The organism is Streptomyces sp. NPDC017202, from assembly GCF_044331705.1.
In the GTDB taxonomy this organism is placed as follows: domain Bacteria; phylum Actinomycetota; class Actinomycetes; order Streptomycetales; family Streptomycetaceae; genus Streptomyces.
This window is the reverse complement of sequence record NZ_JBIRNP010000026.1, coordinates 1-25,290: the sequence shown is the minus strand read 5'-3', so window position 1 is coordinate 25,290 and position 25,290 is coordinate 1. Positions and strand designations below refer to the sequence as shown.

The window sequence follows — 25,290 nt, the reverse complement described above, 5'->3', positions numbered from 1 at the left end:
CCCCACCGACCCCACGATCACGAGGGAGTCCGGCGGACGCGCGGCCGCCGACGGCGGGGACCCCCCGCCGGGGCCGCCCGCACCCGCCGGCGATGCCCGCACGGACGGTGCGGGTGGGAAACCCTCCCCGGCCGCCGGCGGAGCCGAGGCCGGACCGGCCCCGCGCCGGACCGAGGGCCTTTTCCTCGGCCTCGCCGCGGGCGACGCCGCAGGCTGGCCCGCCGCCCGTCACCGCGCCGCCCGCATGCCGGAGTGGACCCGCCGCCTCACCCGCGAACTGGACACCTTCGCCGAGCAGAACGCGACGACGACCCTCCCCGTCCCCATCGCCCTGAACCAGTCCCCCGAACCCCTCCGCCTGGGCCCCTCCGACGACGCCGAGTGGGCGGCCTTCGCCGCGGAGGCGGTCCTGCGGGCGGGCGACGACACCGTCCTCGGCGACCTCAGCCGCCAGCGCCGTATGCGCGCCGCCATCGATCTCACCTGGAACGCCGCCGCCAGTGAGGTCGCGGCGGCGGCGGACCGCGCGCCCGAGGTGGAGTCGGCCGTGCTCCCCCTGCGTGCCCGCATCTCGGTCCGGGCCGGGCTCGGCAACCTGGCCACCGGTCTGCGCCCGCCCGCCACCGGCCACGACAACCCGCACTACTTCGACGACGCGGCCTGCGTCCGCGCCTGCGTGCTCGCGGTGGCGCACCCCGGCAACCCCCGACTCGCCGCCGAACTGGCCGAGTTCGACGCCCGCTACACACAGGACGGCGACGGCGTGCACGGCGCCCGCGCGATGGCGGCGGCCCTCTCCCTGGCCCTGGCCGGCGCGGACACCGGGACCTGCGTGGCCGCGGCGCTCGCCGAACTCCCCGAGGAGACGGAGATCGGCCGCAACGCCCGTCACGCGCTCGTCCTCGCGCGGGCCGCGGAGAGCACGTTCGCCCTGGTGCCGCTGCTGGAGCACCAGATCGTCGACCACGTCTACAGCTACGGCGTCGCCGCCGCCGAGACCGTGCCCGTAGCCCTCGCCCTGGCCGTCGCGTCGGGCGGGCGGATCGCGGAGGCCGTACCGGCGGCGGCCTGTCTGTCGCGGGTCGCGGACTCCGCCCCCGCGCTCGCGGGCGCGCTGACCGGGGCGCTGGGCGGTGCCGCGTCGATCCCGGCGACCTGGCGCGCCGCCTGCCGCACCCTCTCCGGCTGCGCCCTGCCCCGCCTCACCGGCACCGACCTGGTGGAACTCGCCGGACTGCTGGAAGCCGCACAACCGGCCGCACCAGGAGGATGATTCGGCCCATGACACCCAAAACGGAAGAAGGCGGCGTCGGGTACGGGGGAATCCCCGAGCGGCAGACCCCGGCGGGGCGGCTCCCGGAAGGCGGGACGCTGGAGGAACGCGTCACGGGCGCCCTCGTCGGCGCGGCCGTCGGCGACGCCCTCGGCGGCCCGGTGGAGGGCTACTCCCCCGACCAGATCCGCCGGCGCCACGGCGGCCGCGTGCACGGCGTCGTGGGTCCCTGGAACGGCGACGACTGGCGCACGGCCCGCCCCATCGCGCCGTACCACAAGGGCGACGGCCACGTCACCGACGACACGTTGATGACCCACGCGCTGATCAGGGTCTACACCACGGTCCGCGACCACCTGGACGCGTACGCGCTCGCCGGTCACCTGGTCCCCGACCTGATGACGAACCCGCGCTGGATCCCGGAGCTGGAGGCCGAGGCGCTCCCCCTCCAGCGCGTCTTCCTGGCGGAGAAGTGGCTGGTCGCGAGGCTCCACTACGGCCATGTCGACCCGCGCGAGGCGGGCGTCGGCAACATCGTCAACTGCGGTGCGGCGATGTACATGGCCCCGGTGGGGCTGGTCAACGCGGCCGACCCGGCGGCCGCCTACGCCGAGGCGATCGACCTGGCGGGCGCCCACCAGTCGTCGTACGGCCGTGAGGCGGCGGGCGTCCTCGCGGCGGCGGTGGCCGCGGCCTGCGCACCGGGCGCGACGCCCGACTCGGTGGTGGCGGCGTGCCTGTCCCTGGCCAAGGACGGCACCCGGACCGCGATCGAGCGGGTCTGTGAAGTGGCCTCCCGCCACCGGGACTTCGAGTCGGCACTGGCCCCGCTCCGGGAGGCGGTGGCGCCGTACGACACCGTCGGCCCCGACTACCGGCAGCCCTCCCTGGCCGCCCGCCGCCCCTCCCGCCTGCACGCCGTCGAGGAACTCCCCGTCGCGCTGGGCATGGTGGTGGTGGCCGGCGGCGACCACCGTCACGCCGTGCTGGGCGCGGTGAACTACGGCCGCGACTGCGACTCGATCGCGACGATGGCCGGCGCGGTGACCGGCGCCCTCGGTTCCCCCGTGCCGGACGAGTGGTCCAAGCAGATCGCAAAGGCCAGCCGCCTGGACCTGTGGGCGCCGGCGACCGCCCTCGCCGAGGTCGCACGGGAGATCTTCGAGAAGGACGTCCGCCGCCGCCGTGCGCACGAACGGGCGTTCGCCGCCCTCGGGGGCCGGTGATGCTCCGCCTGACCTGGGTCCAGCCCGAGGACCTCGTCGGCCACGAACTGCGGCAGGCGGCCCAGGACGGCCGCGAACCCTCGGCGGTGGCGGCCCGCTGGCGGGCGGCGGGCGGCGGGGAGGCCCCGGAGCGCGCCGGCGCGTCCCCCCGGCGCGCGTCGCGCTACCTGCGCCTGCTGGCGGAGGACCTGCTGGACGAACTGGCGGACCTGCCGAGCGCCTTGGCGGAGGACGAGCCGACGGACCTGCCGGGCATCAGGGCCGCCTGCCCGGCGTGGCCCGCCGGTCCCGCGGGCGGGCGCGGCCCGGCCCCCACCCGGGCCGGCCTGGAAGCCGCCTGGCTGGGCCGGGCGGTGGGCTGCCTCCTGGGCAAGCCCGTGGAGAAGCTTCCCCTGCACGCCGTCCGCGCCCTGGCCGGCGCCACCGGCAACTGGCCCCTCACCACCTACTTCACGGCCCGGGGCGTCCCGCGGGACCTGCTGGAGGCGCACCCCTGGAACCGCCGCTCGGCAGCCACCTCCCTCGCCGAGAACATCGACGGCATGCCCGAGGACGACGACCTCAACTACCCCCTGCTCAACCTGCTCCTGCTCCAGCGTCACGGCAGGACCTTCACCACCGCCGACGTGGCACGCCTCTGGCTGGACGAACTCCCCGCCGGGCGCACCTTCACGGCCGAACGCGTCGCCTACCGCAACCTGCTCTGCGGCGTCGAACCCCCGCACACCGCCCGCCACCGCAACCCCTTCCGCGAGTGGATCGGCGCGCTGATCCGCGCCGACGTCCACGGCTGGACCAACCCCGGGGACCCCGCCGCCGCCGCCGAGCAGGCGCACCGCGACGCCACGCTCACCCACACCGCGAACGGCGTCTACGCGGCGATGTTCGCGGCGGCCGCCATCGCCACCGCCGCGACGGGCGGGCACGACGTCCACGCCTGCCTGCGCACCGGCCTCACCGTGGTCCCGCCCCGCTCGCGCCTGTTCCGGGCCGTCACGCACGCGATCGGACTCGCCCGCGAGCACGCCGACTTCGACACGGTCGTGGACGAACTCCACGCCGCGCACGGCGCGACCCACCACTGGGTCCACGCCGTCCCCAACACCGCCCTGATCGCCGCCGCCCTCACCCACGCCGACGGCGACTTCACCGGCTCCGTCTGCCGTGCCGTGTCCGGCGGCCTGGACACCGACTCCGACGGCGCCACCGCCGGCGGCGTCGCCGCGCTGCTCGCCGGCGACCCGGCCGCCCTCCCCGACCGCTGGACGGCCCCGCTCAAGAACCGTCTGACCACCTCCGTCTCAGACTTCGACGGCACCGGATTCGACACCCTCGCCCACCTCACCCACCGGGAGGCTGCACGCCCATGACCGACATCGTCGTGCTCGGCAGCACGCACACGGACCTCGTCGCCCCCGTCGAGCAGGCCCCGCGGCGCGGGAAGGGCGTGCGGGGACCGGACCTCCGTCCGGACGCCTCCGCGTCGACGCCGTACCGCTCCGGGACCGAGGAGCGGCACACGTCATGACCGGACCGGACAACACCCGCACCGCGACCGGGACGGGCGGCGCGCCCCTCGCCGGTCTGCGCGTCCTGGACCTGGCCACCCTCTTCGCCGGCCCCCTCGCCGCCACCATGCTCGGCGACTTCGGCGCGGAGGTCGTCAAGGTCGAGCACCCGTCGAGACCCGACCCGTCGCGGGGCCACGGACCCTCCAAGAACGGCGTCGGCCTGTGGTGGAAGCTCCTCGGCCGCAACAAGCGCGCCATCACCCTGGACCTGTCCAGGCCCGGCGGCCGCGCCACCCTGCTCCGCCTCGCCGCCACCGCCGACGTGATCATCGAGAACTTCCGCCCCGGCACCCTGGAGAAGTGGGACCTCGGCTGGGAGGAGCTGTCGGCGGCCAACCCCCGGCTGGTCCTCACCCGCGTCACCGGCTTCGGCCAGTTCGGCCCGTACGCCCACCGCCCCGGCTTCGGCACCCTCGCCGAGGCGATGAGCGGCTTCGCCTCCATCACCGGCGAACCCGACGCGCCCCCGACCCTGCCGCCGTTCGGCCTCGCCGACTCCATCGCGGCACTCGCCACGTCCTACGCCGTCATGACGGCCCTCGCCGCCCGCGACCGCACGGGCGAGGGCCAGGTCGTCGACATGGCGATCATCGAACCGATCCTGACCGTCCTCGGCCCGCAGCCCCTCTGGTACGACCAGCTCGGATACGTCCAGGAGCGCACCGGGAACCGCTCCGCGAACAACGCCCCGCGCAACACCTACCGCACGGCCGACGGCACCTGGGTCGCCGTGTCCACGTCGGCCCAGTCGGTGGCGGAGCGGGTGATGCGGCTGGTCGGCCGCCCCGACCTGATCGACGAGCCCTGGTTCGCGACGGGCGCCGAACGGGCCGCCCACGCCGACGTCCTCGACACGGCGGTCGGCACCTGGATCGCCGCCCGCACCCGCACCGACGTCCTCGCCGCCTTCGAGAAGGCGGAAGCGGCCGTCGCCCCGATCCAGGACGTACGGGACGTGCTGACCGACCCCCAGTACCAGGCCCTCGACACCGTCACCACGGTCGACGACCCCGAACTGGGCCCGATCCGCATGCAGAACGTCCTCTTCCGCCTCTCCTCCACCCCCGGTGCGATCCGCTGGGCCGGACGCCCGCACGGCGCGGACACCGAGGCGGTCCTCACCGAGCTGGGCCTCACCCCGGCCGACCTGGAGGCCCTGCGGACGGAGGGCGCCCTGTGACCTTCCCGCTCACCTGGCTGTACGTCCCCGGCGACCGCCCGCACGTCGTCGCCAAGGCCCTGCGCTGCGGAGCGGACGTCGTCGTGATCGACCTGGAGGACGCGGTCGCCCCCGACCGCAAGGAGTACGCCCGCGAGGCCACCGCCGAGCTGCTCTGCGAGGAACAGCCGGTCCCGGTCCACGTCCGGGTCAACGCCCTGGACGGGCCCCTCGCCGCCCCCGATCTCCGGGCGGTGGCGGCCCTCCCCGGTGTCCGCGGCCTCCGCCTGCCCAAGGTGACCTCACCCGCCCAGATCACCCGGATCGCCGGCCGCGTCGCGGAGCACGGCCCGCGCCCCCTCTACGCCCTCCTGGAGACGGCCCTCGGCGTCGAACACGCCTATGCCATCGCCGCCGCCCACCCCGACCTGCGCGGCATCTCCCTGGGCGAGTCCGACCTGCGGGCCGACCTCGGCGTACGGGCGGACGCGGGCCTCGACTGGTCCCGCTCCCGGGTGATCGTCGCCGCGCGGGCGGCGGGGCTGGCCCCGCCGCCGCAGTCGGTCCACCCCGACACCCGCGACCTCGAAGGCCTGGCGTCCTCCTGTGCGCACGGTCGCAGTCTGGGCTTCCTGGGCCGGTCGGCGATCCATCCCCGCCAGCTCCCGATCATCGAACGGGCCTACCTGCCCACGGAACGGGAGATCGAGGAGGCGGAGACGATCGTGAAGGCGGCGGCGGCCGAGCCGGGTGCCCAGGCCCTGCCGGACGGCCGGTTCATCGACGCGGCCGTGGTGGCGACGGCCCGGCGGACGCTGTCGCTGGCGCGTCGCACCTGAGCCGTCGCACACGACGAGGGCGCCCGGAGATTCCGGGCGCCCTCGTCGTCGTGGACGTCGCCGTCAGCTCTTCTTGCCCGCCGAGCCGGACTCGGCGGCGTCCTTCGCCCGGTCCCCCGCCTGGTCCTCGCCGTCCTTCGCGCCGGCCTCGGCGTCCTCGTCGGTCTTCGCGCCGGCCTCGCCGTCGTCGCCGTCCCGCACGGGCTCGGCCTTCGCCCCGGCCTCGGAGCCGCCGTCGGCCTCGGAGCCGGCGGCGGTCTCACCGCCGGTGGGGTCGTCCGCGCCCGGTTCCACCACGGCCTCCCGTCCCGGCCGCTTCCTGGCCGAGATCACGAGGTACGCCACGGCCAGCAGGAACACGACGAGCGCGGTCCAGTTGTTCAGCCGCAGACCGAGAATGTGGTGGGCGTCGTCGACGCGCATGTACTCGATCCAGAAGCGGCCGGCGCAGTACGCGGCGACGTACAGGGCGAACGCCCGTCCGTGACCCAGTTTGAAGCGGCGGTCGGCCCAGATGACGAGGAGGGCGACGCCGACGCACCACAGCGACTCGTACAGGAACGTCGGGTGGTAGTAACCCGGTTCCCGGCCGTCCACGGAGGACGTGATGTGCAGGGCCCACGGCAGGTCGGTCTCCTTGCCGTACAGCTCCTGGTTGAACCAGTTGCCCCAGCGGCCGATCGCCTGCGCGAGGGCGATGCCCGGCGCGATGGCGTCGGCGTACGCGGGCAGCGGGATGCCCCGGCGGCGACAGCCGATCCAGGCGCCCACCGCGCCGAGCGCGATCGCGCCCCAGATGCCGAGGCCGCCCTCCCAGATCTTGAAGGCGTCCACCCAGTCGCGGCCCTCGCTGAAGTACAGCTCGTAGTCCGTGATCACGTGGTAGAGCCGGCCGCCGATCAGGCCGAAGGGCACGGCCCAGACGGCGATGTCGGCCACCGTGCCGGCCCGCCCGCCCCGGGCGATCCAGCGCTTGTTGCCGAGCCAGACGGCGACGAAGACACCGATGATGATGCAGAAGGCATAGCCGCGCAGCGGAATGGGGCCGAGGTGGATCACTCCGCGCGACGGGCTGGGAATGTAGGCAAGTTCCATGGCAGGGTCGACGCTACCGTGCCGGGCCGGGCCCACGGCGGGCAGCCCGGCTACGGCTCCATAACGGGCCGGTGAGCGGGGCTCACCCCTAGGGCGTGTCTGACAATTCCCGTCGGGTGCGCGACGCCTGGCACGGCACCTCGCCGCGTTGTCGGATCACCCGAGTACATCCAGTACACGGGCGATCCTCCGCCTTGCGATGCACCGCACCAGACGCCGCGCACTGATCCGACGCGAATTGTCAGACACGCCCTAGTCGGCCTCCTCCACCATCTTCTTCAGCTTGGCCGGCGTCATCGTCCGGTCCTGGTAGATGTTCTTGCCGTTGAACAGGACGGTCGGGGTGCCGGTGAAACCACCGGTGCGGAAGGCCTGGTTGGACTTCTCGACCCAGCCGTCGTGGGTGCCCTTCGCCACGCAGGTGCGGAAGGCGGGGGTGTCGAGGCCGTCGACCTTGCCGGCGAGTTCGAGGAGCTTGTCGTCGTCGGCGAAGGCGTCGTCGGTCTCCTCCGGCTGGTTCACGTACAGCACGTCGTGGTAGGCGGGGAACTTGCCGGCGTTCTGCGCGCAGGCCGCGGCGTTGGCCGCGGTGCGGGACCCACTGCCGCCCATGTTGCCGTCGATGATGGTGGCCAGGTGGTACTCCACCTTCAGCTTTCCGGCGTCGGTCAGCTCGTGGATCGTCGAACGGTAGGTGTCCTCGAAGGACTTGCAGGCCGGGCAGCGGAAGTCCTCCCACACGGTGAGCGTGGACTTCGCGCCCTCCTTCCCGACCGGGATCGCGAGGGCGTCCTTGCCCTGCGCGCCCGAGGGCGCCACGACCGGGCCCGCGCTGTCGCCGCCGTCGTCCTTTCCGGCGTTCGCCGCGACGATGCCGATGACCGCGGCCAGGCCCAGTACACAGACGACGCTCGCGGCGACGATCAGTGTCCGCCGCCGTCGCTCCGCGGCCTTCTGCCTGTCCCGCTCGACCGCCAGCCGCTCCCGGGCGGTGCGCTTCCTGTCACGATTCTTCTCGCTCACACCCCGGAAACGAACCGGGGAGGCGCCCAGCGCCTCCCCGGTCCCAGGTCCACCCGTTCGAGTGACCGCTTCCTCCCGTGCCCGGCGTGCTCCGCCCGGCCGCGTGTCAGGCCTGGCCGCGCACGCCCTTCGCCAGCTCGCCCGCGAGTTCGCGCACGGCCGCGACGCCGGCCGCCTCGTCCGGGGCGTCGAGCATCCGCTTGACGAAGGCCGAGCCGACGATCACCCCGTCGGCGAAGCCGGCGACCTCGGCGGCCTGCCGGGGGTCGGACACCCCGAGGCCCACGCAGACGGGCAGTCCGGTGCCGGTCGCGCGGGTGCGCTCGACCAGGGTGCGGGCCTGCGTGCCCACCGACTCGCGGGTGCCGGTGACCCCCATCAGCGAGGCGGCGTAGACGAATCCGCTGCCCGCGCGGGTGATCGTGGCCAGCCGCTCGTCCTGGCTGCTGGGCGCCACGACGAAGACCGTCGCGAGGCCGTGCTTGTCGGCGTGCTCCCTCCACAGCGCCGACTCCTGCACGGGCAGGTCGGGCAGGATGCAGCCCGCCCCGCCCGCCTCGGCCAGTTCGGCGGTGAAGCGCTCGACGCCGTAGCGGTCGATGGGGTTCCAGTACGTCATGACGAGGACCGGCTTGCCGGTGGCCTCGGTCGCCTCCCGGACGGTGCGCATGACGTCCGCGATCCGTACGCCGCCGCGCAGGGCGATGTCGTCGGCGGTCTGGATGACCGGGCCGTCGAGGACGGGGTCGCTGTGCGGCAGCCCCACCTCGACGACGTCGGCGCCGCCGTCGAGTGCGGCCTTGACCGCCTCGATGCCGCCGTCGACGGTCGGGAAGCCGGCCGGCAGGTAGGCGATGAGTGCGGCCCGGTCCTCGGCCTTCGCAGCGGCGAGGGTGTCCGACAGCAGTTGGATGTTCCCGCTCACTTGGCGTCCCCCTCGATCTCGGCGGTGTCGGCCGCGTCGGCGGCGACCTCGGCGTCGGTGTCGTACAGGCCGAAGTAGCGGGCGGCCGTGTCCATGTCCTTGTCGCCGCGGCCGGAGAGGTTGACGACGATCAGCCCGTCCGGGCCCAGCTCCCTGCCGACCTCCAGCGCGCCGGCGAGGGCGTGCGCGGACTCGATGGCCGGGATGATGCCCTCGGTGCGCGACAGCAGGCGCAGCGCCTGCATCGCCGCGTCGTCGGTGACCGCGCGGTACTCGCCGCGGCCGCTGTCCTTGAGGTAGGAGTGCTCGGGGCCGATGCCCGGGTAGTCCAGGCCGGCCGAGATCGAGTACGGCTCGGTGATCTGGCCCTCGTCGTCCTGGAGGACGTAGGAGCGGGAGCCGTGCAGGATGCCGGGCTCGCCCGCGGTGAGGGTGGCGGCGTGCTCGCCGGTCTCGACGCCGTGCCCGGCCGGCTCGCAGCCGATGAGGCGTACGCCGGTGTCCGGGATGAAGGCGTGGAAGAGGCCGATGGCGTTGGAACCGCCGCCGACGCAGGCGACGGCCGCGTCGGGCAGGCGTCCGGTGCGCTCCAGGATCTGGCGGCGGGCCTCGACGCCGATGACGCGGTGGAAGTCGCGCACCATCGCCGGGAAGGGGTGCGGTCCGGCGACCGTGCCGAACAGGTAGTGGGTGCGGTCGACGTTGGCGACCCAGTCGCGGAAGGCCTCGTTGATGGCGTCCTTCAGCGTGCGGCTGCCGGACTTCACCGCGACGACCTCGGCGCCGAGCATGCGCATCCGGGCCACGTTGAGGGCCTGCCGCCGGGTGTCGATCTCGCCCATGTAGATGGTGCATTCGAGGCCGAACAGCGCGCAGGCGGTGGCGGTGGCGACGCCGTGCTGGCCGGCGCCGGTCTCCGCGATGACGCGCGTCTTGCCCATGCGCCTGGTGAGCAGCGCCTGGCCGAGCACGTTGTTGATCTTGTGGGAGCCGGTGTGGTTGAGGTCCTCGCGCTTGAGGAACACCCGTGCGCCACCGGCGTGTTCGGCGAACCGCGGCACCTCGGTGAGGGAGCTGGGCCGGCCGGTGTAGTTGACGAGCAGGTCGTCGAGCTCGCGGGCGAACTCGGGGTCGTGCTTGGCCTTGTCGTACTCGACGGCGACCTCGTCCACGGCGGCGACCAGGGCCTCCGGGATGAACTTGCCGCCGAAGGCGCCGAAGTAGCCTTCGGCGGTGGGGACCCGACCCTCGGGGTCGGGAATGAAGAACTCGCTGGGCATGCGGAAACCTCACGGTGAGTTGGGGAGAAACCGATCGCCGTGGGGCGGAGCTGGTGCGACGACCTCAGGCCGGGTGCGGCCGGTCGTGCCCGGGCGGCGAAGCCGCGTGGGCGGACACTGCGCTGCGCCCCTCGGGGGCGCGCTGCCATCGACGTCCGTTCACCTGGCCCGGCTCGTCTCCGATGACGTACCGCACTCTGCGGCCGTGCACCCTGCGGGCGGGCGCGCGGCAGCCACGGGGGCGGCAGCCGCGCGCGAGGCGGGCGTACCGGTCCGTGGCCGTGAGGGTGATCGGGAGCGTCATCGTGCCCAGCCTAGCGGGGTCAGCCCCGGCCGTGCCGCAGTGCGGGGTGCTCGCCCGCCGCCACCAGGTCGGCGACCGCCGTCTTCGGGTCGCGGCCGGTGACGAGGGACTCGCCGACCAGGACCGCGTCGGCGCCGGCGTTGGCGTAGGCGATCAGGTCGTGCGGGCCGCGGACGCCGGACTCGGCGATCTTGACGAGGTGGTCCGGGATCTCGGGGGCGACCCGCTCGAACGTGCCCCGGTCGACCTCGAGGGTCTTGAGGTTGCGGGCGTTGACGCCGATCACCTTGGCGCCCGCGTCCACGGCGCGCTCGACCTCGTCCTCGTCGTGCACCTCGACGAGCGGGGTGAGGCCGATGGAGACGGCGCGCTCGATCAGCGACTCCAGGGCCGACTGGTCGAGGGCGGCGACGATCAGCAGGGCGAGGTCGGCGCCGTACGCGCGGGCCTCCCACAGCTGGTACGACGTGACGATGAAGTCCTTGCGCAGCACCGGGATGTCGACGCGCGCGCGGACCGCTTCGAGGTCGGCGAGCGAGCCGCCGAAGCGGCGTTCCTCGGTGAGGACGGAGATGACGGCGGCGCCGCCCGCCTCGTAGTCGGCGGCGAGGCCCGCCGGGTCGGCGATCGCGGCCAGCGCGCCCTTGGAGGGGCTGGAGCGCTTGACCTCGCAGATCACCTTGACGCCGTCGCCCTTGAGCGCGGCGACCCCGTCCTTGGCCGCGGGTGCCTTGGCGGCGCGCTCCTTGAGCTCGTCGAGGCTGACGCGCGCCTGCCGCTCCGCGAGGTCGGCACGGACTCCGTCGATGATCTCGTCGAGCACACTCACGCGAGCGGCCCCCTTCCAGACGGTTGCGGTTCCAGCGACCAGAGGAGATGGATGGTCACTGCGATGGTATCCGGACGAGGGCGGTGGCCTCGCATCCGGTGGAGGGAGGTCCCTTCCTCACCCTCGGACCAGCTTCGCACGGCTCGGGCGGGAGGTGCCCCCGGGCCGGACGTTCGCCGGTGGTCAGGGAAGCAGCCAGGCGCCGGACGGCAGGTTCCGGACCACCGTGAAGACCAGCAGCAACGCGCCCAGCGTCCACATCGGGACCGGTCCGGGATCGATGCGGACCGGGCGGCCCCGTGCCGCGCGGACCACCCAGACGGTCCACAGCACGGCGAAGCCCGCGTAGGCGGCCACGGCCATGGCGTTGGCGTGCAGCGCGGTCACCAGGTCGCCGTGCGCGAAGGCGTGGGCGCTGCGCAGACCGCCGCAGCCGGGACAGGACAGGCCCGTGACCCGCAGCAGCGGGCAGACCGGGTAGTGGCCCGGCTCGTTGGGGTCGACGGCGGCCACGTACGCGAAGGCGCCCACGACGGCCGCGAGGATCCCGGCGGGCACCGCGAGCCGGGCCGGGACGGTCGCGGGAGCGGGTGGCGTCACGCTGCGGCTGTCTGCGTTCACGCCTCGTATTGTGCCCCGCGGCACGTCCGCGCGCGCGTGAGAGGCGGCCGGTCGCACACCGGCCGCCCCTCACGCGAGGTCGTTCGCTGGTGTCAGCCCTCGGCGCCGGCCGGCTCGCGCGTCGCCGTGACCTGGTGCACCGGGTGGGCGTCCTTCGGCATGCCGAGGCCCATGGCGCTCATGGCGGCGCCGACGACACCGCCGAGGACCACGATCACCATGCCGGCCCAGAAGCCGAGCGGCTCGGCCATCACCATGAACGCGCCCGCGACGCAGAAACCGATGAAGGCGATGGTGACACCGGTCCAGGCGGCCGGGGTGTGTCCGTGGCTGCTGCCCGCCATGACTTGCTCCTCGTTGCTGTCTATGTGGCGTACGGGTCGTACGTGTCCGAGCCGGGGGCTCGTCCTCCATTGTCCCGTACGCGCGCGTGTGCAGAAGTGCTGGGGTGGCTTCCGGTCGAGTCTGGTTCGCCACACCGGGGAACCGGACGCGGAGGCGGATCAGGCCGGGTCCGCGCCCGTGGGGTCCTCGCCGCGGTCCAGGGCCTTCCAGATGTCCTCGGGACGGTCGGGGTCGACGACCGGGGCCCTGCGCCGGGCCCGGGGGGTGCCGTCGCGCTCGTAGCGGCCCGACATGGCGGGCCACAGGCGGCCGTAGCGCAGGGCGAGCAGGCCCGCCAGGAGGATCAGGGCGCCGCCCGCCGCGGCGGCGTACGGCCAGGCCGTGTGGGTGAGGGAGGCGACGGCCGCGGCGGTGTCCCCGGAGGCCTTGGCCGCCTTGTCGTCGAGCGCGGAGCTGTCGGAGGCGCCGAGCAGCGCGGCGACGACGATGCCGGCGCCGGAGAGCGCGAGGAGGGCGGAGACGGCGAGGCGGCCCGCCCGGCGGACGGCGAAGACGGCGACGAGCGCGGCGAGGCCCACTATGGCGAGCGCCGCGGGGACGCCCGTGACGTCGCTGCCCTTGGCGGTCAGGGGGAAGGCTCCGCCGGCCACCGTCGCCGTGCCCTGCGACCAGCGCTGCCGGGTCGCGAGCAGGGCCAGGGCCGCGCCCAGCGCACCGCACATCAGGGCGAGCGCGAGGCTCCGGCGGCCGGACCGGGCGGGAGCGGCGGCTTCGGAACGGGGGTGAGGAACGGCAGTCACGTGCTCCACTATCGCCTGAACCCCGGGCGAACCGTCACCCGGGGCTCACGTGAGCCTCGTCCTACTTCGCGCGCGGCGCCCCTGCTTGACCGGTCAGCCGGTTGGCGGTGTGGACCGCGCGGAGCACGGCCGCCGCCTTGTTGCGGCACTCCTGGTCCTCGGCGACCGGGTCGGAGTCGGCGACGACGCCGGCGCCGGCCTGGACGTAGGCGGTGCCGTCGCGCAGCAGGGCGGTGCGGATGGCGATGGCGGTGTCGGAGTCGCCGGCGAAGTCCAGGTAGCCGACGCAGCCGCCGTACAGGCCGCGGCGGGACGGTTCCAGTTCGTCGATGATCTGCATGGCGCGGGGTTTGGGGGCGCCGGAGAGGGTGCCCGCCGGGAAGCAGGCGGTGAGGACGTCGAAGGCGGTGCGGTCCGCCGCGACCCGGCCCGTGACCGTCGAGACGATGTGCATGACGTGGGAGTAGCGCTCGACGGACATGAAGTCGACGACCTCGACGGAGCCGGGTTCGCAGACCCGTCCCAGGTCGTTGCGGCCCAGGTCGACGAGCATGAGGTGCTCGGCGCGCTCCTTGGGGTCGGCCAGCAGCTCGTCGGCGAGCGCCTGGTCCTCCTGCGGGGTCGCCCCGCGGTGCCGGGTGCCGGCGATGGGGTGCACCATGGCCCGCCCGTCCTCGACCTTGACCAGCGCCTCCGGGGAGGAGCCCACGACGTCGAAGCCGTCGAAGCGGAACAGGTACATGTAGGGCGAGGGGTTGGTGGCCCTGAGGACCCGGTAGACGTCCAGCGCGCTCGCCGTGCACGGCGTCTCGAAGCGCTGGGAGGGGACGACCTGGAAGGCCTCGCCCGCGCGGATGCGCTCCTTGACGTCCTCGACGGCCCGCCGGAAGTCGGGGCCGCCCCAGCGGGCCGTGTACTCCGGCAGCTCGGAGGGGGGCAGGACGGCGGGCGGCTGGGCCACGGCGCGCGAGAGGTCCGCCTCCATGGCGTCGAGGCGGGCGACGGCGTCCGCGTGGGCCTCGTCCACGCCGGTGTCGAGGTCGTTGTGGTTGATCGCGTTGGCGATCAGCAGGACGGAGCCCTCCCAGTGGTCCATCACGGCGAGGTCGCTGGTGAGGAGCATGGTCAGCTCGGGCAGCCGGAGGTCGTCGCGCTCGCCGGGGCCGATCTTCTCCAGCCGGCGGACGATGTCGTAGCCCAGGTAGCCGACCATGCCGCCGGTGAAGGGCGGCAGGCCCTCCTGGTGGGGGGTGTGCAGGGCCTCGATGGTGGCGCGCAGGGCGGCCAGCGGGTCGCCGTCGACGGGGACGCCGACGGGCGGCGTGCCGAGCCAGTGGGCCTGTCCGTCGCGCGCGGTGAGCGTGGCCGCCGAGCGCACGCCGACGAACGAGTACCGGGACCAGGAACGGCCGTTCTCCGCGGACTCCAGCAGGAAGGTGCCGGGGCGCTCGGCGGCCAGCTTGCGGTAGAGCGCGACCGGGGTGTCGCCGTCCGCGAGGAGCTTGCGGGTGACCGGAACGACGCGGCGGTCGGTGGCCAGCTTGCGGAACGTCTCGAGATCCATGACGGCTGACCTTACTGATCCGGGTCGGAGGTGCCGGAACCGGCGCTCCCGGCGTCCTCGAGGAGCACGTCGGCGTCGAAGCAGGTGCGGGCGCCGGTGTGGCAGGCGGCGCCGACCTGGTCGACCTTGACCAGCAGGGTGTCGGCGTCGCAGTCCAGGGCGACCGCCTTGACCCACTGGAAGTGGCCGGAGGTGTCGCCCTTGACCCAGTACTCGCGGCGGCTGCGCGACCAGTACGTGCACCGGCCGGTCGTCAGGGTGCGGTGCAGCGCCTCGTCGTCCATCCAGCCGAGCATGAGCACCTCTCCGGTGTCGTACTGCTGGGCGATGGCCGGCACGAGGCCGTCGGGGCTGCGCCTGAGGCGCGCGGCGATGTCCGGGGCGAGACCGCGGGGCGGGGAACCGTGGGGCGAGGCGTCTCGCTCGGGGGCGGTGGCCGGGTGACGGACGGGCTTGCTGGTCATGGGGCCATTGTGCCGCGCGGTGGCGGCACTCCCGGGCCGATGTCCACTGGGCGGACCCGACGGACGGTCGTAGGCTGACGGCATGTCGACCTTCGCCAAGCGTGAACGACTTCTGCTCGCCGAGCTCTTGGAGACTCTGGGGCCCGAGGCGCCGACCCTCTGCGAGGGCTGGCGGACCCGCGACCTGGCCGCGCACGTGGTGGTGCGCGAGCGACGGCCCGACGCGGCCGGCGGCATCCTCGTCAAGCAGCTCGCGTCCCGGCTGGACAGGACGATGGAGGAGTTCGCCGCCAAGCCGTACGAGGAGCTGATCCAGCTGATCCGTACCGGCCCGCCGCGGTTCTCCCCCTTCCGGATCAAACAGCTCGACGAGGCGTCGAACACCGTCGAGTTCTACATCCACGGCGAGGACGTGCGCCGCGCCCAGCCCGACTGGACGCCCCGTGAGCTGGACCCGGTCTTCCAGGACGCCCTGTGGTCGCGCCTGGAGCGCACCGCCCGGCTGATGGGCCGTGGCACCCCGACCGGCCTGGTGCTGCGCCGCCCGGACGGGCGTACGGCGGTCGCCAACCGCGGCACCCCGGTGGTCACGGCGACCGGCGAGCCCTCGGAGCTGCTGCTGTTCCTGTACGGCCGGCAGAGCGCCGCCACGGTGGGCCTGGTCGGCGACGAGGACGCCATCACCGCACTGCGCGGCGGCAAGCAGCTCGGCATCTGAGAGGACGCCGCAGTGATCAAGGTCGCTGTGACCAGCGTGTACGTCGACGACGTCACCAGGGCCCATGCCTTCTACACCGACGTCCTCGGCTTCGAGACCCGCGTCCACCTGGACCTGGGCGGCGGCGCGCAGTACGTCACCGTGGGCGCGGCCGAGGGCGCCCAGCGGGACCTCCAGCTGCTGCTGGAACCCGGCCACGGTCCGGTCGTGGCGCCGTACCGCGCGGCGCTGCGGGAGGCCGAGCTGCCCTGCATCGTGTTGTCCGTGGACGACATGCGGGCGGAGTTCGAGCGGCTGAGCGGCCTCGGCGTGCGCTTCCCGCAGGAGCCCCGGGAGCGGGGTCCGGTGATCACCGCGGTGCTGGACGACACGGTCGGCAACTACGTCCAACTGGCGCAGGCCAGGGGGTAGTCGGGTCTTCGTGTCCGCTCACGCGTGCGCCCCGGCCACCAGGTGAGGTGGCCGGGGCTGACGCCGGGGGGCGCCTCAGCGGACCGGGTGGCCCGCCGCTCGCAGCGCCTGCTTGACCTCGCCGATGCGCAGGTCGCCGAAGTGGAAGACCGACGCGGCCAGGACCGCGTCCGCGCCCGCCTCGACGGCCGGGGGGAAGTCGGAGAGCTTGCCGGCACCGCCGGAGGCGATGACCGGCACCGAGACGTGCCCCCGGACGGCGGCGATCATCTCCAGGTCGTAGCCGTCCTTGGTGCCGTCCGCGTCCATCGAGTTGAGCAGGATCTCGCCGGCGCCCAGCTCGGCGGCGCGGTGGGCCCACTCGACGGCGTCGATGCCGGTGCCGCGGCGGCCGCCGTGGGTGGTGACCTCGAAGGAGCCCGACCCGGTGCGGCGGGCGTCCACGGAGAGCACCAGGACCTGGCTGCCGAAGCGCTCGGCGATCTCCCTGATCAGCTCCGGGCGGGCGATCGCGGCGGTGTTGACGCCGACCTTGTCGGCGCCGGCCCGCAGCAGCTTGTCGACGTCCCCGGGGGTGCGCACCCCGCCGCCGACGGTGAGCGGGATGAACACCTGCTCGGCCGTGCGCCGGACCACGTCGTAGGTGGTCTCGCGGTTGCCCGACGAGGCGGTGATGTCCAGGAACGTCAGCTCGTCGGCGCCCTCGGCGTCGTACACCTTGGCCATCTCGACGGGGTCGCCCGCGTCGCGCAGGTTCTGGAAGTTGACGCCCTTGACGACCCGGCCGTTGTCCACGTCCAGGCAGGGGATGACTCGGACCGCCAGGGTCATGAATCCACGGCTCCTCTGATTGCCTCTAGTTGCCTGTGTTGCGCGTGTTGCCTCTGAATGCTTCCAGCTCCACGGAGACCAGGACGCGCGGGTCGATGAACCCCTCCACGACCAGCAGGGTCGCGGCCGGGCGCACGGTGTCGAAGAGTTCCTTGTGGGCCCGGCCCACCTCGTCGACGTCCCGTGGATGCGCCAGGTGCATCCGGGTCCTGACCACCGACTCGGGTCCCAGCCCGAACTCGGCGATCGCCTCCAGGGCGCTGGCGAAGGCCACCTTGGCCTGTTCGTAGGGGTCGCCCTCCCCGTACAGCACGCTGCCCTTGAAGGACGTCGTGCCCGCCACCAGCACCATGTCGCCCGCCGCCACGGCGCGCGCGAAGCCGAGAGTCTCTTCCCAGGGATTTCCGCTCTGCACGCGCCGTACGGTTCCGGACGTCATGACGACACTGCCTCCAGGGCCTCTTCCAGGGTGAACGCCTTCGCGTAGAGCGCCTTCCCGACGATGGAGCCCTCCACACCGAGGGGGACCAGTTCGGCGATGGCGCGCAGGTCGTCGAGGGAGGAGACCCCGCCGGAGGCGACGACCGGACGGTCCGTGGCGGCGCACACGGTGCGCAGCAGCTCCAGGTTGGGGCCCTGGAGGGTGCCGTCCTTGGCGATGTCGGTGACGACGTACCGCGCGCAGCCCTCCTTGTTCAGGCGCTCCAGCGTCTCGTAGAGGTCGCCGCCGTCCCGGGTCCAGCCGCGGCCGCGCAGGGTGGTGCCGCGGACGTCGAGACCGACGGCGATCTTGTCGCCGTGCTCGGCGATGACCCGGGCGACCCACTCGGGGGTCTCCAGGGCGGCCGTGCCCAGGTTGACGCGGGTGCAGCCGGTGGCGAGGGCGGCGGCGAGGGTGTCGTCGTCGCGGATGCCGCCGGACAGCTCCACCTTGATGTCCATGGCGCCCGCGACCTCGGCGATCAGCGCGCGGTTGTCGCCGGTGCCGAACGCGGCGTCCAGGTCGACCAGGTGCAGCCACTCGGCGCCCGAGCGCTGCCAGGCGAGGGCGGCCTCCAGGGGCGAACCGTAAGAAGTTTCCGTCCCCGACTCGCCGTGCACGAGCCGGACGGCCTGGCCGTCGCGGACGTCGACGGCGGGGAGGAGTTCGAGCTTGCTCACAGGGTTCCGATCCAGTTGGTGAGGAGCTGGGCTCCGGCGTCGCCGGACTTCTCGGGGTGGAACTGGGTGGCCCACAGCGGACCGTTCTCCACGGCGGCCACGAACGGCTTGCCGTGCGTCGACCAGGTCACCCTGGGCGCCTGCATGGTGGGGTTGTGCTCGTCGAAGGACCAGTCCTGGACGGCGTAGGAGTGCACGAAGTAGAAGCGCGCGTCCGCGTCCAGGCCGGCGAACAGCTGGGAGTCGGCCGGGGCGTCCACGGTGTTCCAGCCCATGTGGGGCACGATCTCCGCCTGGAGCGGCTCGACCGTGCCGGGCCACTCGTCGAGGCCCTCGGTCTGGACGCCGTGCTCGATGCCGCGGGCGAACAGGATCTGCATGCCGACGCAGATGCCCATCACCGGGCGGCCGCCGGACAGCCGGCGGCCGACGATCCAGTCCCCGCGGGCGGCCCGCAGGCCCTTCATGCAGGCGGCGAAGGCGCCGACGCCCGGCACCAGCAGCCCGTCGGCGTTCATCGCCGTGTCGAAGTCACGCGTGATCTCGACGTCGGCCCCGGTGCGCGCGAGGGCGCGCTCGGCGGAGCGGACGTTGCCGAAGCCGTAGTCGAAGACGACGACCTTCTTGGATGCGGCGGTCAACTCCACACCTCCAGCCTCATCACTCCGGCGACCAGACACATCGCGGCGCCGATGGAGAGGAGCACGATCAGGCTCCTCGGCATGTCCTGCTTGACGAAGGAGTAGATGCCGCCGGCCAGGAAGAGGCCGACGACGATCAGGATGGTGGACAGGCCGGTCACAGCGCGCCCTTCGTGGAGGGGAGGATGCCGGCCGCGCGCGGGTCGCGCTCACAGGCGTAACGCAGGGCCCGGGCGAGCGCCTTGAACTGGCATTCCACGATGTGGTGCGCGTTGCGTCCGTAGGGCACGTGCACGTGCAGCGCGATCTGGGCCTGGGCGACGAAGGACTCCAGGATGTGCCGGGTCATCGTGGTGTCGTACTCGCCGATCATCGGCGCCATGTTCTCGGGCTCGGTGTGCACGAGGTAGGGGCGGCCGCTCAGGTCCACCGTCACCTGGGCGAGGGACTCGTCCAGCGGGACCGTGCAGTTGCCGAAGCGGTAGATGCCCACCTTGTCGCCGAGCGCCTGCTTGAAGGCGGCGCCCAGCGCGAGGGCGGTGTCCTCGATGGTGTGGTGGGAGTCGATGTGCAGGTCGCCGTCGGTCTTCACGGTCAGGTCGAACAGACCGTGCCGGCCGAGCTGGTCGAGCATGTGGTCGTAGAAGCCGACGCCGGTCGCCACATCGACCTTGCCGGTGCCGTCGAGGTCGATCTCGACCAGGACGGACGTCTCCTTGGTCGTGCGCTCCACGCGTCCGACACGGCTCATGAACCCTGCTCCTTCTTGATCTCACGGACCGCGTCGAGGAACGCGTCGTTCTCTTCGGGGGTCCCGGCGGTGACCCGCAGCCATCCCGGTACGCCGTTGTCGCGGACCAGGACGCCCCGGTCGAGGATCCTCCGCCACATCGCGTGCGCGTCCTCGAACCGGCCGAACTGCACGAAGTTGGCGTCGGAGGCGGTCACCTCGTAGCCGAGCGCCGGCAGTTCGGCCACCAGACGGTCCCGCTCCGCCTTGAGCTGCTCGACGTACTGCAGCAGCGTGCCGGTGTGTTCCAGGGCGGCCAGGGCGGTCGCCTGGGTGACGGCGGACAGGTGGTAGGGCAGCCGGACGAGCTGGACGGCGTCCACGACGGCCGGGTGGGCGGCGAGGTAGCCGAGGCGCAGGCCGGCCGCGCCGAAGGCCTTCGACATCGTCCGCGAGACGACGAGATTCGGCCGACCTTCGAGCAGCGGCAGCAGCGAGTCGCCGTGGCTGAACTCGACGTAGGCCTCGTCCACGATCACCATGGACGGCTTGGCGGCCTGCGCGGCCTCGTACAGCGCGAGGACGGTCGGGGCCGGGACGGCGGTGCCGGTGGGGTTGTTGGGGGTGGTGACGAAGACGACGTCCGGCCGGTTCTCCGCGATGGCCTTCTCGGCGGCCGCGAGGTCGATGGTGAAGTCCTCGTTGCGCGGCCCGGAGATCCATCCGGTGCCGGTGCCGCGCGCGATGAGGCCGTGCATCGAGTACGACGGTTCGAAACCGATCGCGGTGCGGCCCGGTCCGCCGAAGGTCTGGAGGAGTTGCTGGATGACCTCGTTGGAGCCGTTGGCGGCCCAGACGTTCGCCGGACCGACCTCGTACCCGGAGGTGTCCGTCAGGTACGCGGCGAGCCGGGTGCGCAGCTCGACGGCGTCCCGGTCGGGGTAGCGGTTGAGGTCACGGGCGGCCGCGCGGACGCGCTCGGTGATCCGCTCGACGAGCGCCTCGGGCAGCGGGTAGGGGCTCTCGTTGGTGTTCAGCCGTACCGGCACGTCCAACTGGGGCGCGCCGTAGGGGGACTTGCCGCGCAGCTCGTCCCGTACGGGGAGATCGTCAATGCCGGTCACTTGCCCTCGGGTACCTTCCAGTCGAACCGTGCCTTGATCGCCGCGCCGTGCGCGGGCAGGTCCTCCGCCTCCGCCAGCGTGACCACGTGGTGCGCGATGTCGGCCAGCGCGTCCTTCGTGTAGTCGACGATGTGGATGCCGCGCAGGAAGGACTGGACGGACAGGCCGGAGGAGTGGCAGGCGCAGCCGCCGGTGGGCAGGACGTGGTTGGACCCGGCGGCGTAGTCGCCGAGCGACACGGGCGCCCAGGGCCCGACGAAGATCGCGCCCGCGTTGCGCACCCGGTCGGCGACCGCGGCGGCGTCGGCCGTCTGGATCTCCAGGTGCTCGGCGCCGTAGGCGTCGACCACCCGCAGGCCCTCGTCGATGCCGTCGACCAGGACGATCGCGGACTGCCTGCCCTTGAGGGCCGGGACGATCCGGTCGTCGATGTGCCGGGTGGCCGCGACCTGCGGCTCCAGCTCCCGCTCGACCGCGTCCGCCAGCTCGGCGGAGTCGGTGACCAGGACGGCGGCGGCCAGCGGGTCGTGCTCGGCCTGGCTGATCAGGTCGGCGGCGACGTGGACGGGGTCGGCGGTGGAGTCGGCCAGGACGGCGATCTCGGTCGGGCCGGCCTCGGCGTCGATGCCGATCCTGCCGGTGAAGTAGCGCTTGGCGGCGGCGACCCAGATGTTGCCGGGGCCGGTGACCATGTCGGCGGGCGGGCAGGACTCGGTGCCGTGGGCGAACATCGCGACGGCGGTGGCGCCGCCGGCCGCGTAGACCTCGTCGACGCCGAGCAGCGCGCACGCGGCGAGGATCGTCGGGTGCGGCAGTCCGCCGAAGTCGGCCTGGGCCGGGGAGGCGAGCGCGATCGACTCGACGCCGGCCTCCTGGGCCGGGACCACGTTCATGATCACGGAGGACGGGTAGACCGACCGGCCGCCGGGCGCGTACAGCCCGACGCGGTCGACGGGGATCCACTTCTCGGTCACCGAGCCGCCGGGCACGACCTGCGTCGTGTGGTTCGTGCGGCGCTGCTCGCGGTGGACGGCGCGGGTGCGGCGGACGGACTCCTCCAGGGCCGCGCGCACGGCGGGGTCGAGTTCGGCGAGGGCGCGGGTGAGGGCCTCGGCCGGGACCCGCACCTGGTCGAGCCGGACGCCGTCGAACTTCTCGGCGAAGTCGATCAGTGCCGCGTCGCCACGATGGTGCACGGCCTCGCAGATCGGACGCACCTTCTCCAGGGCGGCCGAGACGTCGAAGTCGGCTCGGGGCAGCAGGTCGCGCAGGGCGGGCCCCTCGGGGAGGGCGTCGCCGCGCAGATCGATTCGAGAGATCACGTGGTCAATTCTCTCAGACCGGGATCAGTGGCCGTCCGCGCGTATCAATGGCTGATACAGAACGTGGCCGGAAACGGAAGATCCCCCTCACGGTTAGCGTTCGGGGCGTCACCCACCGGGCATGAACGGTCGTACGAAACGTGTGCGAGAGCGAAGGGACCGAAGCAGCGTGACGGAAGGGACCGGGACACCGACCGGGGACCTGCCGGACGACCTGACCGCCGCCGAGGCCGGCATGTGGCAGGCCTTCCGCAACGGCAGCGTGTACGACCTCAGCAGTGGCGACGGCGTCGTCGACGACCCGCACGGCGGTCACCCCTGGGGCGAGTCCCGCACGGTACGGGCGCGGATCGTGGCCTGGCTGCTGCTGGACGGGCCGGCCGCCCTCGCCGGCCGGGTGGCCTCGCTCAAGCTGGTCGGCGTGCAGATCAGCGACAGCCTCGACCTGGCGGGCGGCACCGTGGAGCCGTACGTCGAGATGAAGCGCTGCCGCTTCGAGCGGGACGTGCTGCTGCCCGAGGCGAGGGTGTCCACGCTGCGGATGGTGGACTGCTCGGTGCCGCGGCTGGAGGCCGCCCGGCTGCAGACGGAGGGGGATCTGCACCTGCCCCGCTGCCGCTTCCACAACGGCGTCCGGCTCACCGACGCGCAGATAGGCACCGACCTGATGCTGAACATGGCGATCGTCTACCGCGACCGCAGCGGCCGTTCGATCACCGCCGACGGCCTGAGCGTCGGCCAGGACCTCCAGGCCGAGATGCTGGAGTCGCACGGCGAGCTGCGGCTGCGCAGCGCCAAGATCGGGGTCTCGCTGAGCCTGCGCGGGGCGCGGCTGACCAATCCGTACACCCGGTTCGCGCTGAACGCGCCCCAGCTCACCGTCGAACGCTCCCTCTACCTGACCCCGGCCGGCCTCGGCGGCCAGGCGCTGAGCGGCACCACTCCCGCGCGCGGGACCCGCGTCCAGCGCTTCGAGTGCCGGGGCGGGGTGCGCCTGGACGACGGGCGGTTCGGGGACGCCGTCGACCTGGAGCAGGCCCGGTTCGGCTTCACCGACGACCAGGAGCTGTCGCTGCGCCGGGTGCAGACGCCCGAGCTGCGCTTCCTCGGGGAGCGGCCGCAGCGCGGCAAGGTGGTGCTGTCGGGGGCGCGGGTGGTCAACCTGGTGGACCGCGCGGGCGCCTGGCCGGGCCCCGGCAACCTGCACATGGGCGGTTTCGCGTACGAGAACCTGGTGCCGCAGGGGCCGTTCCCGCTGAACGAGCGCCTGGGCTGGGTGGCCGCGGCGACCGCCGAGTACAACCCGGAGCCGTACGAGCGGCTGGCGGCGGTGCTGCGGGCCGGCGGGGAGGACGAGGACGCCCGCGAGGTGCTGCTCGCCAAGCAGCGCAGGCGCCGCGAGACGCTGCCGCCGGCCGCGAAGCTCTGGGGGTACGCCCAGGACTGGACGGTGGCCTACGGCTACCGGCCGGGCCGGGCGGCCGTGTGGATGGCGGTGCTGTGGGCGGCGAGTTCCCTGGCGTTCGCGCACGCGGACCATCCGCCGGTCAACCGCGACGGGCACCCGCCGTGGAATCCGGCGCTGTTCGCCCTCGACCTGCTGCTGCCCGTGATCGACCTGGGCCAGGCGGGCCAGTGGCGGCTGCACGACGGCTGGCAGTGGGTGCAGACGGCGATGATCCTGCTGGGCTGGGTGCTGGCCACGACGGTCGCGGCGGGCGTGACCCGGGCGCTGCGACGCGGCTGACGGCGGCCGGGCCCGGTGCGCCCCGCCCGGAAGGCCGGCCCACCGGAACGGGACGTTCACCTTTTACCCGGCCTTGACCCGGCGGCGTACAACTTTCCGGAGGTTCGCGCCGCCCCCTGGCGCGGGGTCGGCCGATCGCTTTTCAATGGCAAAACCATGGCTCTGCTGCCCCCGTTCATCCGCGCCCCGCGGACGGTCGCGTCCCGGCGCGCGCGGACCGCCGCCCCCCACCCCGCGGCCGGACTCCCGGCCGACGACGAGGTGCTCCTCGACGTGCCCGACGACCGCCTGGGCCCCGCGCTGGTCGCGGCCGGGCGGGGCGCGTACGGGACGGCCGCCGCGCTGCTGGCCGGTACCAGGGAGCGGGCCGAGTGGGAGTACCGCGACCGGTACGTCACCCGCCTCGCGTCCTTCGCCCGGTCCCGCCCGGAGTGGTTCGAGGACTGGCGGGGGGCCGCCGCCCCGCACGACCCCGACGTGCTGCTGGTGGCCGCCCAGCTCGCGGTGGCGCGTGCCTGGGGGTCGCCCGCCCGGGCCGAGCTGCTGCGCGAGGTGAGTCCGCTGATCACGGCCGCCGCGCAGGGCGACCACCGCGACCCGGTGCCGTGCCGGATCGCCCTGGACCACGCGCGCGGCTCGAACGCCGGGCCCGCGTACTTCGAGGAGCTGTGGGCGGCCGCCGTCCGCCGCGCCCCGCACCACTACGGCTGTCACGTGGCCGCCGAACGCTATCTGGCCGAGTCCTGGCACGGCTCCCACCGCGAGTGCTTCGACTTCGCCGACCGTGCCGCGCAGGACGCCCCGGCCGGCTCGCTCGTCCAGGCGCTGCCGGTACGGGCCGCCTTCTCCTACCTGACCGACGGCTGCGGGCCCGAGGTGCCCCGCGAGCGCCTCGACGCGGCCGCCGACCGCGCGATCGTGCTCTCCGCCCGTTTCCCGGGGTCGGACCCGTGGACGGCCGAGATCCGCAACCTCCTGACGTACGTCCTGGTCCGGCTCGGCCGCCGGGCCGACGCCCTCGCCCAGCTGCGTCTGGTCGGCCCGTACGCCACGTCCTTCCCGTGGGGCCGGCTGTCCGACGACCCGCTGGGACACTTCCTGGCGGTGCGCGAGAGCGTGTGCGCGGGATCCTCCGGAGAGCCCCCGGACCATCCACGGAACGGGCACGGGGAACGCGCGTACCCCACGGACCACTAGGTGGTGTCTTCAAATGATCTTGAGTGGTGGATCATGGTCGGGTGATACGTCGCCATGAACTGTCCGATGCGGAGTGGGAGTTCGTCCGGC

General features: G+C 73.5%; 29 protein-coding genes. 10 read left to right on the top strand and 19 right to left on the bottom strand.

From position 1 onward, the window contains the following. The first annotated feature begins 16 nt into the window (after positions 1-16). Genes ACH4N1_RS31535 through ACH4N1_RS31510 form a run of 6 tightly spaced genes read left to right on the top strand, consistent with a single transcriptional unit; the run spans position 17 to position 6,068 of the window. Positions 17-1,273: an ADP-ribosylglycohydrolase family protein gene (locus tag ACH4N1_RS31535; RefSeq protein WP_398103159.1), complete on the top strand. Its 1,257-nt coding sequence runs from the start codon at positions 17-19 to the stop codon at positions 1,271-1,273. An 8-nt stretch (positions 1,274-1,281) separates the two neighbouring features. Next, positions 1,282-2,499 (top strand): ADP-ribosylglycohydrolase family protein, encoded by a 1,218-nt coding sequence (locus ACH4N1_RS31530; protein WP_398103026.1) that lies wholly within the window; start codon positions 1,282-1,284, stop codon positions 2,497-2,499. After that, on the top strand, positions 2,499-3,869 hold the full coding sequence (locus ACH4N1_RS31525; RefSeq protein WP_398103023.1) for an ADP-ribosylglycohydrolase family protein: 1,371 nt from the start codon (positions 2,499-2,501) through the stop codon (positions 3,867-3,869). Before ACH4N1_RS31530 ends, ACH4N1_RS31525 begins: the two co-directional genes overlap by 1 nt. Then, a complete protein-coding gene (locus ACH4N1_RS31520; RefSeq protein WP_398103020.1) occupies positions 3,866-4,027 on the top strand; it encodes a hypothetical protein in 162 nt (53 codons plus the stop codon). The genes ACH4N1_RS31525 and ACH4N1_RS31520 overlap by 4 nt, the downstream gene beginning before the upstream one ends. Next, positions 4,024-5,250, top strand: a complete 1,227-nt coding sequence (locus tag ACH4N1_RS31515; RefSeq protein WP_398103017.1) for a CaiB/BaiF CoA transferase family protein — start codon at positions 4,024-4,026, stop codon at positions 5,248-5,250. The genes ACH4N1_RS31520 and ACH4N1_RS31515 overlap by 4 nt, the downstream gene beginning before the upstream one ends. After that, positions 5,247-6,068, top strand: coding sequence for an HpcH/HpaI aldolase/citrate lyase family protein (locus ACH4N1_RS31510; protein ID WP_398103014.1), 822 nt, complete (start codon positions 5,247-5,249; stop codon positions 6,066-6,068). The genes ACH4N1_RS31515 and ACH4N1_RS31510 overlap by 4 nt, the downstream gene beginning before the upstream one ends. A 63-nt stretch (positions 6,069-6,131) precedes the next feature. Here ACH4N1_RS31510 and lgt read toward each other — a convergent pair whose 3' ends face one another. The 11 genes from lgt to hisI all read right to left on the bottom strand — a co-directional run bounded on the left by lgt (position 6,132) and on the right by hisI (position 15,318). After that, positions 6,132-7,163 carry a prolipoprotein diacylglyceryl transferase gene (lgt, locus tag ACH4N1_RS31505; protein WP_398103011.1) on the bottom strand — a complete coding sequence of 344 codons (1,032 nt, stop codon included), beginning with the start codon at positions 7,161-7,163 and terminating at the stop codon, positions 6,132-6,134. A gap of 252 nt (positions 7,164-7,415) precedes the next feature. Continuing rightward, positions 7,416-8,186: a thioredoxin domain-containing protein gene (locus ACH4N1_RS31500; RefSeq protein ID WP_398103008.1), complete on the bottom strand. Its 771-nt coding sequence runs from the start codon at positions 8,184-8,186 to the stop codon at positions 7,416-7,418. A 106-nt stretch (positions 8,187-8,292) separates the two neighbouring features. Next, a complete protein-coding gene (gene trpA, locus ACH4N1_RS31495) occupies positions 8,293-9,111 on the bottom strand; it encodes a tryptophan synthase subunit alpha (protein ID WP_398103005.1) in 819 nt (272 codons plus the stop codon). Further along, positions 9,108-10,391 (bottom strand): tryptophan synthase subunit beta, encoded by a 1,284-nt coding sequence (gene trpB / locus ACH4N1_RS31490; protein WP_398103003.1) that lies wholly within the window; start codon positions 10,389-10,391, stop codon positions 9,108-9,110. The genes trpA and trpB overlap by 4 nt, the downstream gene beginning before the upstream one ends. A 64-nt stretch (positions 10,392-10,455) precedes the next feature. Then, entirely contained in the window at positions 10,456-10,695 is a 240-nt protein-coding gene (gene trpM, locus ACH4N1_RS31485; RefSeq protein ID WP_382791707.1) for a tryptophan biosynthesis modulator TrpM, read from the bottom strand. A 19-nt stretch (positions 10,696-10,714) separates the two neighbouring features. Next, positions 10,715-11,524, bottom strand: coding sequence for an indole-3-glycerol phosphate synthase TrpC (trpC, locus tag ACH4N1_RS31480; RefSeq protein ID WP_398103000.1), 810 nt, complete (start codon positions 11,522-11,524; stop codon positions 10,715-10,717). A gap of 183 nt (positions 11,525-11,707) precedes the next feature. Continuing rightward, a complete protein-coding gene (locus ACH4N1_RS31475) occupies positions 11,708-12,145 on the bottom strand; it encodes a DUF2752 domain-containing protein (RefSeq protein WP_398102998.1) in 438 nt (145 codons plus the stop codon). Between the two features lie 92 nt (positions 12,146-12,237). Further along, entirely contained in the window at positions 12,238-12,489 is a 252-nt protein-coding gene (locus ACH4N1_RS31470) for an HGxxPAAW family protein (RefSeq protein WP_382788212.1), read from the bottom strand. A gap of 159 nt (positions 12,490-12,648) precedes the next feature. After that, the gene (locus ACH4N1_RS31465; RefSeq protein ID WP_398102995.1) at positions 12,649-13,299 is read right to left on the bottom strand and encodes a TIGR02234 family membrane protein; all 651 of its coding nucleotides are present in this window, start codon (positions 13,297-13,299) and stop codon (positions 12,649-12,651) included. Positions 13,300-13,351: 52 nt separating this feature from the next. Then, a complete protein-coding gene (locus ACH4N1_RS31460; RefSeq protein WP_398102993.1) occupies positions 13,352-14,854 on the bottom strand; it encodes an anthranilate synthase component I in 1,503 nt (500 codons plus the stop codon). An 11-nt stretch (positions 14,855-14,865) separates the two neighbouring features. Continuing rightward, the gene (gene hisI, locus ACH4N1_RS31455; RefSeq protein WP_398102990.1) at positions 14,866-15,318 is read right to left on the bottom strand and encodes a phosphoribosyl-AMP cyclohydrolase; all 453 of its coding nucleotides are present in this window, start codon (positions 15,316-15,318) and stop codon (positions 14,866-14,868) included. Between the two features lie 82 nt (positions 15,319-15,400). On the opposite strand from hisI, the gene ACH4N1_RS31450 reads away from it, so the two are divergent. Continuing rightward, a complete protein-coding gene (locus ACH4N1_RS31450; protein ID WP_398102987.1) occupies positions 15,401-16,036 on the top strand; it encodes a TIGR03085 family metal-binding protein in 636 nt (211 codons plus the stop codon). Positions 16,037-16,048: 12 nt separating this feature from the next. Beyond that, on the top strand, positions 16,049-16,447 hold the full coding sequence (locus tag ACH4N1_RS31445; protein ID WP_398102984.1) for a VOC family protein: 399 nt from the start codon (positions 16,049-16,051) through the stop codon (positions 16,445-16,447). Positions 16,448-16,522: 75 nt separating this feature from the next. Here ACH4N1_RS31445 and hisF read toward each other — a convergent pair whose 3' ends face one another. Genes hisF through hisD form a run of 8 tightly spaced genes read right to left on the bottom strand, consistent with a single transcriptional unit; the run spans position 16,523 to position 22,256 of the window. Beyond that, on the bottom strand, positions 16,523-17,278 hold the full coding sequence (gene hisF / locus ACH4N1_RS31440; RefSeq protein ID WP_398102981.1) for an imidazole glycerol phosphate synthase subunit HisF: 756 nt from the start codon (positions 17,276-17,278) through the stop codon (positions 16,523-16,525). A 25-nt stretch (positions 17,279-17,303) separates the two neighbouring features. Further along, positions 17,304-17,717 carry a RidA family protein gene (locus ACH4N1_RS31435; protein ID WP_398102978.1) on the bottom strand — a complete coding sequence of 138 codons (414 nt, stop codon included), beginning with the start codon at positions 17,715-17,717 and terminating at the stop codon, positions 17,304-17,306. Further along, positions 17,714-18,439, bottom strand: a complete 726-nt coding sequence (priA, locus tag ACH4N1_RS31430) for a bifunctional 1-(5-phosphoribosyl)-5-((5-phosphoribosylamino)methylideneamino)imidazole-4-carboxamide isomerase/phosphoribosylanthranilate isomerase PriA (RefSeq protein ID WP_382788228.1) — start codon at positions 18,437-18,439, stop codon at positions 17,714-17,716. The genes ACH4N1_RS31435 and priA overlap by 4 nt, the downstream gene beginning before the upstream one ends. Further along, positions 18,436-19,086, bottom strand: a complete 651-nt coding sequence (gene hisH / locus ACH4N1_RS31425; protein ID WP_398102974.1) for an imidazole glycerol phosphate synthase subunit HisH — start codon at positions 19,084-19,086, stop codon at positions 18,436-18,438. The genes priA and hisH overlap by 4 nt, the downstream gene beginning before the upstream one ends. Next, entirely contained in the window at positions 19,077-19,241 is a 165-nt protein-coding gene (locus tag ACH4N1_RS31420) for a hypothetical protein (protein ID WP_170109940.1), read from the bottom strand. Before ACH4N1_RS31420 ends, hisH begins: the two co-directional genes overlap by 10 nt. After that, entirely contained in the window at positions 19,238-19,831 is a 594-nt protein-coding gene (gene hisB, locus ACH4N1_RS31415) for an imidazoleglycerol-phosphate dehydratase HisB (protein ID WP_366058870.1), read from the bottom strand. The genes ACH4N1_RS31420 and hisB overlap by 4 nt, the downstream gene beginning before the upstream one ends. Then, a complete protein-coding gene (locus tag ACH4N1_RS31410) occupies positions 19,828-20,934 on the bottom strand; it encodes a histidinol-phosphate transaminase (RefSeq protein WP_398102970.1) in 1,107 nt (368 codons plus the stop codon). The genes hisB and ACH4N1_RS31410 overlap by 4 nt, the downstream gene beginning before the upstream one ends. Next, on the bottom strand, positions 20,931-22,256 hold the full coding sequence (gene hisD / locus ACH4N1_RS31405) for a histidinol dehydrogenase (protein WP_398102967.1): 1,326 nt from the start codon (positions 22,254-22,256) through the stop codon (positions 20,931-20,933). Before hisD ends, ACH4N1_RS31410 begins: the two co-directional genes overlap by 4 nt. Before the next feature lie 169 nt (positions 22,257-22,425). Here hisD and ACH4N1_RS31400 point away from each other — a divergent pair, with 169 nt between their 5' ends. Further along, on the top strand, positions 22,426-24,003 hold the full coding sequence (locus ACH4N1_RS31400) for an oxidoreductase (RefSeq protein ID WP_398102964.1): 1,578 nt from the start codon (positions 22,426-22,428) through the stop codon (positions 24,001-24,003). 156 nt (positions 24,004-24,159) lie between these two features. Continuing rightward, positions 24,160-25,200, top strand: coding sequence for a hypothetical protein (locus tag ACH4N1_RS31395; RefSeq protein ID WP_398102961.1), 1,041 nt, complete (start codon positions 24,160-24,162; stop codon positions 25,198-25,200). Positions 25,201-25,290: the final 90 nt, after the last annotated feature.